12 protein-coding genes are annotated in these 13,226 nt (G+C 49.6%); 2 read left to right on the forward strand and 10 right to left on the reverse strand.

Going from position 1 to position 13,226, the window contains the following annotated elements; all coding sequences use genetic code 11:
* Positions 1–48: 48 nt before the first annotated feature.
* The 6 genes from nuoF to lrhA all read right to left on the reverse strand — a co-directional run bounded on the left by nuoF (position 49) and on the right by lrhA (position 6,489).
* Positions 49–1,389 carry an NADH-quinone oxidoreductase subunit NuoF gene (gene nuoF, locus AC0IWZ_RS14615; RefSeq protein WP_034497222.1) on the reverse strand — a complete coding sequence of 447 codons (1,341 nt, stop codon included), beginning with the start codon at positions 1,387–1,389 and terminating at the stop codon, positions 49–51.
* Positions 1,386–1,886 carry an NADH-quinone oxidoreductase subunit NuoE gene (gene nuoE / locus AC0IWZ_RS14620; protein WP_034497224.1) on the reverse strand — a complete coding sequence of 167 codons (501 nt, stop codon included), beginning with the start codon at positions 1,884–1,886 and terminating at the stop codon, positions 1,386–1,388. Before nuoE ends, nuoF begins: the two co-directional genes overlap by 4 nt.
* Before the next feature lie 2 nt (positions 1,887–1,888).
* Positions 1,889–3,700: an NADH-quinone oxidoreductase subunit C/D gene (gene nuoC, locus AC0IWZ_RS14625; RefSeq protein ID WP_471679034.1), complete on the reverse strand. Its 1,812-nt coding sequence runs from the start codon at positions 3,698–3,700 to the stop codon at positions 1,889–1,891.
* A gap of 90 nt (positions 3,701–3,790) precedes the next feature.
* Positions 3,791–4,465 (reverse strand): NADH-quinone oxidoreductase subunit NuoB, encoded by a 675-nt coding sequence (gene nuoB / locus AC0IWZ_RS14630; RefSeq protein WP_034458804.1) that lies wholly within the window; start codon positions 4,463–4,465, stop codon positions 3,791–3,793.
* 15 nt (positions 4,466–4,480) lie between these two features.
* Complete coding sequence (gene nuoA / locus AC0IWZ_RS14635) at positions 4,481–4,924, reverse strand: NADH-quinone oxidoreductase subunit NuoA (protein ID WP_034497229.1); 444 nt, start codon at positions 4,922–4,924, stop codon at positions 4,481–4,483.
* Between the two features lie 629 nt (positions 4,925–5,553).
* Positions 5,554–6,489, reverse strand: coding sequence for a transcriptional regulator LrhA (gene lrhA, locus AC0IWZ_RS14640; protein ID WP_034497231.1), 936 nt, complete (start codon positions 6,487–6,489; stop codon positions 5,554–5,556).
* 1,011 nt (positions 6,490–7,500) lie between these two features.
* Here lrhA and alaA point away from each other — a divergent pair.
* Both alaA and yfbR read left to right on the forward strand, forming a co-directional pair.
* Entirely contained in the window at positions 7,501–8,715 is a 1,215-nt protein-coding gene (alaA, locus tag AC0IWZ_RS14645; protein ID WP_034497233.1) for an alanine transaminase AlaA, read from the forward strand.
* Positions 8,716–8,793: 78 nt separating this feature from the next.
* Positions 8,794–9,393, forward strand: coding sequence for a 5'-deoxynucleotidase (yfbR, locus tag AC0IWZ_RS14650; RefSeq protein WP_034497235.1), 600 nt, complete (start codon positions 8,794–8,796; stop codon positions 9,391–9,393).
* A gap of 102 nt (positions 9,394–9,495) precedes the next feature.
* Here the strand turns inward: yfbR and AC0IWZ_RS14655 are convergent, their stop codons facing one another.
* The 4 genes from AC0IWZ_RS14655 to yfbV form a co-directional block, all read right to left on the reverse strand.
* Positions 9,496–11,328: an SLC13 family permease gene (locus AC0IWZ_RS14655; protein WP_410373407.1), complete on the reverse strand. Its 1,833-nt coding sequence runs from the start codon at positions 11,326–11,328 to the stop codon at positions 9,496–9,498.
* Between the two features lie 80 nt (positions 11,329–11,408).
* Positions 11,409–12,089: a sugar phosphatase gene (locus AC0IWZ_RS14660; RefSeq protein ID WP_115627728.1), complete on the reverse strand. Its 681-nt coding sequence runs from the start codon at positions 12,087–12,089 to the stop codon at positions 11,409–11,411.
* The gene (locus tag AC0IWZ_RS14665) at positions 12,082–12,576 is read right to left on the reverse strand and encodes a YfbU family protein (RefSeq protein ID WP_034497251.1); all 495 of its coding nucleotides are present in this window, start codon (positions 12,574–12,576) and stop codon (positions 12,082–12,084) included. Before AC0IWZ_RS14665 ends, AC0IWZ_RS14660 begins: the two co-directional genes overlap by 8 nt.
* Before the next feature lie 76 nt (positions 12,577–12,652).
* Positions 12,653–13,108 carry a terminus macrodomain insulation protein YfbV gene (yfbV, locus tag AC0IWZ_RS14670; RefSeq protein WP_034497254.1) on the reverse strand — a complete coding sequence of 152 codons (456 nt, stop codon included), beginning with the start codon at positions 13,106–13,108 and terminating at the stop codon, positions 12,653–12,655.
* Positions 13,109–13,226 lie beyond the last annotated feature (118 nt).

Here is a 13,226-nt window from a genome sequence, read left to right on the forward strand (position 1 = left end):
CAGTTAATTATAAAATTTTTCTTACCTGCACCTTTATCGGCGCAGATATCACCAGCGTGCTTTTAACAAGTTCGGCTGAATACCACTAATGGCACGGGTGTTACCGAAATCTTGTTTGGCAATGCCTGCTTCGAATTCTTCGCGGAAATATTTAATCGCGCTCTGCAATGGCTCAACCGCACCTGGCGCATGCGCACAGAAGGTTTTACCTGGACCAAGGAATCGACACAGTTGCTCAAGTGTTTCGATATCCCCTGGCTGGCCTTCGCCACGCTCCAGCGCACGCAGAATTTTTACGCTCCACGGCAAGCCATCACGGCACGGTGTACACCATCCGCAAGATTCGCGGGCAAAGAACTCTTCCAGGTTACGAACCAGCGGAACCATACCAATTTCATGGTCTACGGCCATCGCCAGTGCAGTACCCAAACGGCTGCCTGCTTTGCCGATGCTTTCGAATTCCATCGGTAAATCGAGGTGTGATTCGGTCAGGAAGTCAGTCCCTGCCCCACCCGGCTGCCAGGCTTTGAATTTCAGTCCATCGCGCATACCGCCCGCATAATCCTCGAGGATTTCACGTGCCGTGGTGCCGAACGGTAATTCCCAAACGCCAGGGTTTTTCACACGACCCGAGAAGCCCATCAGCTTAGTACCAGCATCTTTGCTGGTAGAAATGCCCTGATACCACTCAACGCCATCCGCCAGAATCGCCGGGACGTTACACAGCGTTTCGACGTTGTTAACGCAGGTCGGTTTACCCCACACACCGCTCGACGCAGGGAATGGTGGTTTTGAACGTGGGTTTGCACGACGGCCTTCGAGAGAGTTAATCAATGCGGTTTCTTCACCACAGATATAACGCCCGGCACCGGTGTGCACGATCAGCTCAAAATCAAAACCAGAACCGAGAATATTTTTGCCAAGCAGGCCCGCTTCGGTGGCTTCTGCAATCGCACGGCGCAGATGCACCGCAGCTTCGATGTATTCGCCACGCAGGAAGATGTATCCGCGATACGCTTTGAGAGCGAAAGCAGAAATCAACATGCCTTCAACCAAAAGGTGCGGCAGTTGCTCCATCAGCAAGCGGTCTTTATAGGTGCCCGGTTCCATTTCATCGGCGTTACACAGCAGGTAACGGATGTTCATGGACTCGTCTTTTGGCATCAGGCTCCACTTCAAACCCGTGGAGAAGCCTGCGCCGCCGCGCCCTTTCAGGCCAGCGTCTTTAACACGGTTAACGACTTCATCTGGTGCAAGGCCAGTCAACGCCAGACGAGCACCTTCGTAGCCGTTTTTGCTGCGATATTCATCCAGCCAGACCGGCTGTTTGTCATCGCGCAACCGCCATGTCAGCGGATGGGTTTCGGCAGTACGAATAACGGTTTTCATTTGTACTGCTCCAGCAAATCAGGGATCGCTTCCGGCGTCAGATGGCTGTGAGTGTCATCATCAATCATCATGGTCGGCCCTTTGTCGCAGTTGCCCAGACAGCAAGTTGGCAGCAGGGTAAAGCGACCATCAAACGTGGTTTGACCCGGTTTGATGCTCAGTTTTGCTTCGATAGCCGACTGAATGCCCTGGTAGCCCGTAATATGGCAAACCACGCTATCGCAATAGCGGATAACGTGGCGGCCCACTGGCTGGCGGAAAATCTGGCTATAGAATGTCGCAACACCTTCTACGTCACTGGCAGGAATGCCCAGCACGTCAGCGATGGCATAAATAGCGCCGTCTGGCACCCAGCCACGCTGTTTCTGTACAATTTTCAGCGCTTCGATAGACGCTGCGCGAGCATCTTCGTAATGATGTTTTTCGTGCTCAATCGCATCACGCTCGGCCGCACTCAGTTCAAAAGCTTCAGCCTGGGGTTGTTGTTTATCGTGCATAGTTAGCGATCCACATCAGACATTACAAAATCGATACTACCCAGATAGACAATCAGGTCAGAAACCAGGCTGCCACGAATCGCAGACGGGATTTGCTGCAAGTGCGCAAAGCTCGGGGTGCGGATGCGGGTACGGTAGCTCATGGTGCTACCGTCGCTGGTCAGGTAGTAACTGTTAATCCCTTTCGTCGCCTCAATCATCTGGAAGGATTCGTTAGCCGGCATAACCGGGCCCCACGAAACTTGCAGGAAGTGAGTGATCAGGGTCTCGATATGTTGCAGCGTGCGCTCTTTCGGCGGCGGCGTTGTCAGCGGATGGTCAGCTTTGAACGGGCCAGCAGGCATGTTTTTCAGGCACTGATCAAGAATGCGCAAGCTCTGGCGAAGTTCTTCAACTTTCAACATCACGCGGGTGTAGCAGTCGCTGATGCCACCGCCGACCGGAATTTCGAAGTCGAAGTTTTCATAACCAGAGTAAGGGCGAGCTTTACGGATATCGAAATCGACACCAGTAGCACGCAGGCCAGCGCCGGTAGTGCCCCACTCCAGCGCTTCTTTCTTACCATAAGCAGCAACGCCCTGAGAACGGCCTTTCAGGATGGTGTTGCGCAGCGCAGCTTTCTCGTAGGAATCCAGACGTTTCGGCATCCAGTCGAGGAACTCTTTAAGCAGACGTTCCCAACCGTTTGGCAAGTCATGTGCCACACCGCCGATACGGAACCAGGCCGGGTGCATACGGAAACCGGTAATCGCTTCGACCAGGTCATAGATTTTCTGACGGTCGGTAAAGGCGAAGAACACCGGAGTCATCGCGCCCACATCCTGAATAAACGTGGAGATGTACAGCAGGTGGCTGTTGATTCGGAACAGTTCAGACAGCATGACGCGGATAACGTCTACGCGTTCAGGAACCTTGATACCCGCCAGTTTTTCGACCGCCAGCACGTAGGGCATTTCGTTTACGCAGCCGCCGAGGTACTCGATACGGTCGGTATACGGAATGTAGCTGTGCCAGGACTGACGCTCACCCATTTTCTCAGCGCCACGGTGGTGATAGCCGATATCCGGAACGCAATCGACAATTTCTTCACCGTCGAGTTGCAGGACAATACGGAATGCACCGTGAGCAGATGGGTGGTTAGGACCGAGGTTCAGGAACATGAAGTCTTCATGTTCACCGCAGCGCTTCATGCCCCAATCTTCAGGCTTGAAGGTCAACGCTTCCATCTCGAGGTCTTCTTTCTGTTTGGTCAATTCAAACGGATCGAACTCGGTGGCACGCGCCGGGTAGTCTTTACGCAGCGGATGGCCTTCCCACGTTGGCGGCATCATGATGCGCGTCAGGTGCGGGTGACCATTAAAGGTAATGCCAAACATTTCCCATGTTTCACGCTCATACCAGTTCGCGTTAGGGAACAGTTTGGTTATCGTTGGCACGTTCAGGTCGTTTTCAGACAGCGCCACCTTGAGCATGATGTCGCGATTGCGATCGATAGAAATCAGGTGGTAGAAAACGGAAAAATCCGCGGCCGGTAAACCGTCGCGGTGAGTACGAAGACGCTCATCCATACCATGCAAGTCAAATAGCATGACGTAAGGTTTTGGCAGTCTTTTCAGGAAATCGACAACTTCCAGTAATTGTTCACGCTTAACCCAGGCCACCGGAACACCAGTGCGGGTTGGCTGAACAGTGAAGGCGTCCGGCCCAAAACGGTTACGCAGTTCGCCAATAACCGGATCATCAAGATGGTCACGGGTTTGCCAGGCTTGCTGGTTGGCATCATGCGCAGTTAAATCGGTCATAATTCTCACCATTGCAAATGGTACTGTGGTGACTGTTGGTCAGCGGCTTCGCGCTAATATTATTGATATGCGAAGTAAACTCACGCCGACCACAGGCGCAAATTAAATCTCGTCTGGCGTCCGCAAGTTGGTGACAGCAATACGCTCACCACGTTTACGTTCGCGCTCGGATTGCATATTGGCGCGATACACACCTTGATCGCCAACTACCCACGAGAGCGGACGACGTTCTTTACCAATAGATTCTTGCAGCAGCATCAGAGCCTGCATGTAAGCTTCCGGACGCGGCGGGCAGCCAGGGATGTAAACATCAACCGGAAGGAATTTATCCACGCCCTGCACCACGGAATAGATGTCGTACATGCCGCCGGAGTTGGCGCAGGCACCCATTGAGATGACCCATTTTGGTTCGAGCATTTGGTCATAAAGACGCTGAATGACGGGAGCCATTTTGGTGAAGCAGGTTCCGGCAATCACCATCAGGTCAGCCTGACGCGGAGAAGCACGCAATACTTCGGCACCAAAACGTGCCACGTCATGCACGGCGGTAAACGAGGTCACCATCTCAACGTAGCAGCAAGAAAGGCCAAAGTTGTAAGGCCAAATTGAGTTTTTACGACCCCAGTTCACCATATCGTGCATGGCATGTTCGAGCTTGCCCATGTACACGCTACGGTTGATTTCTTGATCAAGAGGATCGGTTACGATCTCCTGTTTTTGCAGGGGGTAACGGTCGTTCTCACCGTCGGGGTCTATGCGGGTGAGCGTATAGTCCATCTTATTGCCTCGCTGTTACTGCTGACGGTTAGTGATACTGTCGGTTTCCGGGTTGATTTGGGCACGGCGCGAACGCGCAGGTGTCCAGTCAAGCGCGCCAATACGCACCAGATACACCAGGCCTGCCAGTAACACTAAAATGAAAATTGCGGCCTCGACGAAGCCTACCCATCCACTTTCACGGATGGACACTGACCACGCATAGAGATACAAGGCTTCCACGTCGAAGATGACGAAGAACATGGCGACCAGGTAAAACTTGGCGGATAGACGTAAGCGCGCTGTACCAACTGAGTCGATACCTGACTCGAAGGGAGTGTTTTTGTGCCGACCCTTAGCTCTCCCGCCAAGGAACCAGGCCCCGAGAAGCATTACGCAACACAGGCCAATGGCAACAATCAGAAAAACTGCGAACGCCCAATGGTGAGCGATAACTTCAGTGGATGTTGACATACTCATTGCTTACTCATCAAAAGTGGCGCCAAAGTCTCTGCTCTTGCTGGCAGATGAACACCACATCGATTCATGGGGAGGAACAATAAACCTTACAATAACTGCTGGAATCAAAACTTTACCAGCAAATTGATGGGGTTTTTTACTCCTTTCTATAACCTTTTGTCAACTTTAACAAAAGTATCCACACATTAATTTACATGACACCACCTTCATTAACATTTAGTGCCTTAAACGTTAGTAACGCCGAGTGATTAACTCGGTTTTATTAATGGTGAATCGTGTCCGTAACGGTGGAAAAAAATAACTACTGTTCTATTTTGGCAGGAAATCTCAACTATTCATCCCCCCTATAGGGAGTATTTTCTTGATCTGAGACACGCTTTTGTTAATCCATATCAAAAACCAACAACATTGCGGCCTATTTTTTAACATTTAAACACGAGTTGATTCAGAAGACGGTGGATGAAGGCAGTCAGTGAGGGAGGTGCGGAGTGGTTTGTTTTAAAACATGTTTTTACAAAATAGCAATAAACTTATCTTGCGTTGAATAAAAAACAAGCCACTGAGCTAAAAAACAAACTCAGTGACCTGTTTTCAAATTTCATATTTTGTTACCAACAACCTGCCATGCGTTACTCGAAATCGCGTTCCATTAACACAGTGCCATCATCTTCATCTGATGAAGCCAAATAACGATAGGGATTTGGGTTGGATTCCAGCGCACTAAAAATAGCCTGCGCCAAATCATTGGTCGTTTGCATATTGCGGCACAACAGATATTGGGTCTCTGGCATCACGGGTAAGCCATCAGCGCTACCGAGCACGCGCAACTCAGGACTCATCATTTCAACAGGACGAGCGGTAACACCCAGGCCTGCTTTAACGGCCGCTCGTACCGCTGAAAGCGTTGAAGCAACGTAAGCAATACGCCAAGGAATGCGCTCTGCATTCAAATGCTCAAGCATCATATCCCGGTAAGGACTCGGATCGTCGAGCATCACCAGAGGGACAGTTTCACCTTTCTGGAAGACATAATCTGCCGCGCAATACCATAACGTCGGTGAAGTGCGTAAAACAATGGATTCAAAATGTGCAGGCTTCGCTGTCGTAACAACTAAGTCAACTTCCTGCTGGTTGAGCATTTCAATCATGAACGGATTACGTTTAACCCGCACGTCCAACGCAAGCTTTGGATAAACGGAACTTATCCGATTAAGCAGGAATGGCAGAATCGTATCCGCTGTTTCATCAGAGGCGCCGATGGTCAGCACGCCCTGCAAATTACTAAACATCAGTGAGGTGCAAGCTTCATCATTGAAACGCAGAATTTTTCGCGCGTAGCCCAGAAGCTGGATTCCATGCTCTGTCAGTAGCTTATTACGGCCATGACGTGCAAAAAGCTCTTTCCCTACTAACTGTTCCAGACGCTGCATCTGCTGGCTTACTGCCGATTGAGTACGGCACACCGCAACTGCCGCCGCAGCAAAGGTATTGAGATCCGCTACGGCAACAAAAGTCCTTAGCAGATCGAGGTCGAGATTTAATATCGGACGATTTGCGTTAATCATAATTTTTTCACTAGTAGGTTGCTCTTACGAGTCTGCCTTAGTTTTATTGCTGTGATTTATCAAAAAGATAAAGCAATTCCCTTTTACAGAACGTCCCCGTAGGGCTGCACCATCATCCTGACAGTCGCTCTGACTTTTTTATTTTCACTAACCCAGGGTGACACGCACCAATAATGTGCAGCGCGTATTCCGGGAGTTATTATACTGGCGTAAACAACATACAAACATTCGTCTTAACGTACTAGTCGCGTAAATTAAAACTGAGTAATTATTGTAAATCCACTTCAATAATGAGTTTTATTTATTCGATACACAACAACAACGAGTGTATGACTGATGAAAATCTTCTTAATGTTACCACGCAGCAAGGGTAATTAGCCGGGCATGGTGACCACGAACGAACCCACAACAAAACATAGAGTTGCGTAATATTCAACAAGAAACACCTGCCATTAACTGTAGGATATCTTACCGCAAATCGTCTCATCTCATAACTTTTGTTGCGAATTATCTGATCTCATTCTCTTTTTTAATTCTTTCTTCTACCAATTATTACCAAAATTGGACATTTTCTTTCAAGGTAAATGAGAGGAAATTCAACTCTATTAACTATTTATATTAATAATATCGGTTGTTATTTTTTTATGCATATTATTAACTCACTCTAATGTATTCATTTTAACCTTAAGCATGAATATTCAATTTTCCTTAACTATTACTCAATTAAATTCGCAATTAACACAGCATTACCTGCTGCAACACCACACGCAGAGGTAGTTAACAGACTTAAAAAAACCTCATTTTGTTATATTTTTAATTGATAAATGCACACTTTACGACATATAACACTACAAAAACATCACTCACCTGGTTTTATCACTATCTCAAAAATTCAGAAGATTAATTACAGTTCAGCGCTTCGCCCACCTTCAAATCTGCGCGTGGCAGGAGTACATTGATGCCTGGTCGCTTCCACGGCAGGAAGTGACGCTAACATTTAAGGTCAGGTTCATGTCCCCTATCGAAAAATCCAGCAAACTTGATAACGTCTGTTATGACATCCGTGGCCCCGTGCTCAAAGAGGCAAAACGCCTTGAAGAAGAAGGGAATAAAGTCCTCAAACTGAATATCGGCAACCCTGCGCCATTTGGTTTTGATGCACCGGATGAAATTCTTGTCGATGTGATTCGTAACCTGCCTACAGCGCAAGGTTACTGCGACTCAAAAGGACTTTACTCCGCACGCAAAGCCATCATGCAGCATTATCAGGCACGTGACATGCGGGATGTGACGGTTGAAGACATCTATATCGGGAACGGTGTATCTGAGCTGATTGTGCAATCCATGCAAGCCTTGCTCAATAGCGGCGATGAGATGCTGGTTCCTGCTCCGGATTACCCTTTATGGACGGCTGCAGTTTCACTTTCCAGCGGTAAAGCTGTTCATTATTTATGTGATGAGTCTTCCGATTGGTTCCCGGATCTTGATGATATTCGAGCTAAAATCACACCTCGTACACGCGGGATTGTGATTATTAACCCGAACAACCCAACCGGCGCGGTCTACTCTAAAGAACTGCTACTGGAAATCGTGGAGATCGCTCGTCAGCATAATTTAATTATTTTTGCTGATGAAATTTACGACAAGATTCTTTACGACGAAGCCCAACACCATTCGATTGCAGCTCTCGCACCTGATTTGCTGACTGTCACCTTTAATGGTTTGTCCAAAACTTACCGCGTCGCGGGCTTCCGTCAGGGCTGGATGGTACTGAACGGACCGAAAAAACACGCTAAAGGTTATATTGAAGGTCTGGAAATGCTGGCGTCGATGCGCCTGTGCGCCAACGTTCCGGCTCAACATGCGATCCAGACGGCACTTGGCGGCTATCAGAGTATCAGTGAATTTATCGCGCCTGGCGGACGTCTGTATGAGCAACGCAATCGCGCATGGGAATTGATTAACGATATCCCGGGTGTCTCGTGTGTGAAGCCACGCGGTGCGCTGTATATGTTCCCGAAAATCGATGCGAAACGTTTTAACATCCATGATGACCAAAAAATGGTGCTGGATTTCTTGCTGCAAGAAAAAGTGCTGTTGGTTCAGGGAACTGCATTTAACTGGCCGTGGCCGGATCACGTGCGTATTGTGACTTTACCGCGCGTTGACGAACTGGAAATGGCGATCAATAAATTTGGCCGTTTCCTGGGGCACTACCACCAGTAAACCTTGAGGGGGAGATGTTTGCATCTTCCCCTGCCCCCCTGCACAATGGTTTTTTTGTAGTAGACACCGAGTGTACCTATGAGCCAGAGCCATTTCTTCGCCCACCTTTCACGTCTGAAATTAATCAATCGTTGGCCGCTGATGCGTAATGTGCGTACCGAAAATGTTTCGGAGCATAGCTTACAAGTCGCGATGGTCGCTCATGCCCTGGCAGTGATTAAAAACCGTAAATTTAACGGGAAAATTAACGCCGAACATGTTGCGCTGTTGGCGATGTATCACGACGCCAGCGAAGTTTTAACCGGAGATCTGCCCACTCCCGTAAAATATTTCAACTCGCAGATTGCCCACGAATACAAAGCCATCGAGAAAATTGCGCAGCAGAAGCTCATTGATATGGTGCCGGAAGAGTTACGCGATATCTGGGCGCCGCTTATTGATGAGCATCGCAGTAGCGATGAAGAAAGAGCGATTGTGAAACAAGCTGATGCGCTATGCGCCTACCTGAAATGTCTTGAAGAACTGTCTGCCGGGAATAACGAGTTTTTGCTGGCGAAAAGCCGACTCGAAAAAACCCTGGCGGACCGCCACAGCGAAGAGATGGACTATTTCATGAAGGTGTTTGTACCGAGCTTCCAGTTATCGCTGGATGAGATTAGCCAGGATTCACCATTATAGTTTTATGCCCTCACCCTAACCCTCTCCCCCAGGAGAGGGGATTCTCCGGTTTTCCCCCTCTCCATCAGGGAGAGGGCCGGGGTGAGGGTTGTTTTTAGCTAGTTAAAACGGAAATAGCATCGGCACCATCACCACGCTCACCACCATCACAATCACCGTAAATGGCACACCCATCTTCACAAAATCGCTGAACTTATAATTTCCCGGCCCCAGAACGAGCGTATTAACCGGTGAAGATACCGGAGTCATAAACGCAGCAGAGGCGGCAAGTGCGACAATCATCGCAAAGGGATAAGGCGAAACCCCCATTGATTTTGCCGCCGCCAGCGCGATAGGCGCCATTAACACGGCGGTGGCGGTATTGGAGATGAATAGCCCAATTGCAGCGCACATCACGAACAGGCAGATCAGCATCATGTGCGGGCCGTAGCCGCCCCCAAGACGCATCAAACCATCCACAATCAAGTTCACCCCACCCGTTTTTTGCAGCGCAAGAGCAAACGGCATCATGCCGACAATCAAGATGATGCTTGGCCAATGCACCGCTTTATAAGCACTTTCCATATCTATACAGCGGAATTTACCCATCAGCAAACAGGCAATAATAGCGGCAATAGTGTTGGGGATTTCATCGGTCAGCATCAGCGCAACCATCAACGCCAGGCAGAAAATAGCGTGCGGAGCCTGACTATGCGCAGGCGAGGCTTCGCCCTCTTCCACAGGTAAGTTAAGCACCAGGAAATCGCGGCCTTTGAGTTGCAATTGGCTGATCAGTTTCCAGTCGCCAACCACCAGCACGATATCGCCAAGTTGTAAGGCTTCATCCACCAGCAAGCCTTCCATCGCTTCGCCATTACGGCGTAACCCGACGACATTCAGGCCGTAGCGCGTACGGAAGCCGATTTCGCGCAGTGTTTGCCCGATTAACTCAGACTCAGGGATCAGCGAGACTTCCGCCATCCCCACATCCAGCGCCTGATCTGAAAAATACTCACCACGCAGCACCATCGGCTCAAGCATCTGTTCGCTACAAAACTCACGCAGATCGATTTCAGAAGCAGACATATCAATCAACAGCACGTCGCGCGCGCGAAATTCAGTGACGCCCGTAACATTGACGATCACCCGGCGGAATTTACGCCAGCGCTCAAGACCAATAACATTGGCACCATAACGCTCACGCAGTTTTAAATCATCAAGACGGCGACCCACCATTGGCGAACCAGGGCGAATCGCCAGACGACGCGCACGCCCCGTCAGCCGATAATCTTTGATCAGATCGCGGAAAGTTCGGCGTCGCCAGTCTTGTCTGCCGTCATCTTTTTTCTGCCCGTTTAATGCAAACCGCGCGATCAGCATATAGCCGATACCCAACAGCAAAATGACCAGGCCAATTGGCGTCACGCTAAAGAAGTGGAAACCCTGCAAACCTTCGCGCAGCAGTTCACTGTTTACCACCAGGTTTGGTGGCGTGGCGACAAGCGTCATCATGCCGCTAATCAACCCGGCAAAACTCAGCGGCATCATCAGGCGTGATGGTGACGTTTTCATGCGCATTGAAACACTGAGAACCACGGGAATAAATATTGCTACCACGCCCGTTGAACTCATGAACGCGCCGAGGCCCGCCACCGTTAACATCAGCAAAACCAACATTTTCGTTTCACTGCTGCCCGCGACATCCACCAGCCAGGCGCCCATTTTTGTGGCAACGCCGGTTCGAACGAGTCCATCGCCAATGATAAAAAGCGCTGCAATCAAAATAACATTGGGGTCGCTAAAACCAGAAAAGGCTTCGCTAAGAGTCAGTGTACCGCTGAGGACAAACGCAATAATGACAAGCAAAGCAACCGCATCCATACGCACTTTGCCGGTGGCGAATAACACTACCGCAATCGCTAATAGCGATAAGACCCAAATCAATTCTGAGTTCAAAACAATTCCTTTGTGGTTGTCTCAGGGGGTAAAAATCTTGCCATAAAAAAGCCCCGCTATCGCGGGGCTAAATCATGTGTTTAGTGTTTTCTAAGCACTTCGACTGTACCGTCTGGCAACTTCTGCACCAGCAACTCAGTTAACGAGTGCAATGCATAATCGACATGTGCAAGGCGCGGCGTATCTGCCGGGGCGTTGACCGCAATAACGTGACAACCCGCTGCAAGACCTGAAAGCACCCCCGCAGGGGCATCTTCCACCACCACGCACTCTTCAGGCTCAAGCTCAAGTAATTGTGCACCGAGCAGGTAAGCATCTGGCTCAGGTTTTCCACGCGCTACACGTTCAGCAGTCACCAGCACTTCTGGCGCGGGTAGCCCACCCGCAGCACGACGAGCAGAGGCGACCGGTAACGAGCCCGAAGTCACGATGGCCCATGGAATGCCTGCTTCGTTCAGGTGAGTCAACAGTTCAACAGCGCCAGGCAAAGCGACAATACCATCGGTGTCTTCGGATTCGATTTTTTCCAGACGCAAGAATTCTTGCTGGATCTCTTCTTCAGAGGCACCCGCCATAAAGTGACGCAGCGAAGTAATCGCCTGTTTGCCATGAATGAAGCCCAATACTTCTTGCGGCGAAATATCGAAACGCTTTGCCCAGTTAATCCATGCACGCTCGACTGCTGGCAGGGAATCAACCAGAGTCCCATCCAAATCAAACAAGAAACCTTTGCACTTCACGACAAGTCTCCCCTCAGGCATTAATAATTTGCGCGATCTCGTTCGCACTTAAATGATACTGACGTGGGCATGACTGCCACACTTTCAACATACGCTGGTATTTTTCCCACATTGGGGTCTGCGCGTTAAAGCCGTGCGTACCCGCATCAAAATGCGCGTAACGGCCTTCAATATTCACCATGAAACGAACGTAACCCAGGAAACGTGCTTCTGTGGCCGCATCAAAACCGAGGAAGGTGACGCGGCGTTCGTCGATTTGCTGGTTGTCTTTCAGGTTGGTCCAGGAAACGTGCAGCGCGTGGTACATCTCCATGATGTCGATAACCGTGCGGCAGGTTTCTTCTGTCAGCTCGCCAAACTCCCTGTCCAGCTCACGCATTTGTAGGCCATAGCCACGCTCAATGATCGTTTGCAGGCGACGATAACGCTCGGCGTTGTCCGCATCGAGCATGGTCATCATTTTGTACTGATTAGATAAAATCAGTCGCTGGGCGTTAGTCATTTCCATTTCTTAGCTCCTGTTGCGCAGGGTAGATTGCCCTACGAAAAATAATCCTTTCTATATATGCGAAACGGCAGGGATTTTACAAATCATCAAGAAAAGTTTTATCCAACTGCTTGAACGCACGTTTAAGAACTTCCGCCAGCGCCTGGTAATCAGGCTTGCCTTCAATCGGCGATAACGCCTGTCCGGCTTCCTGTAGTTTGCCACGCACTTCGTAAAACCAATTAAGAATGGATGGCGGCAGCGGTGTGACGGAACGTTTTCCTAACCACCATAGACCTTGCATCGGCAGGCTACAGGCGAACAATGCGGTAGCGACGGCGGGGCCAAGTTGGCCACCAAGGGCAATTTGCCAGGTCAGCGTAAAGACAGCGAGCGGAGGCATAAAGCGGATGGCAAAGCGCGTGGCGCGGATAACGCGGTTTTCAACGAAGATCGGCGCGAGGCGTTTATCGACAGGCCAGGTCTTAGAATAATGCTGCCCGCGACTGAACATACTGAACCAGCTTGCGTGGCTGTTTTGGGGTGTCGACATGACGTTACCTCAACTTCACATATAAAAAATAAAATTTTTGTGCAATTTAACAACTCTAAATTACATGGTTCAAAATCTTTTGTCTTTAACCATCGCAATCAGGTATCCTGTGCCGGCC

The sequence above is a fragment of the Buttiauxella sp. AC142 genome (assembly GCF_979253435.1).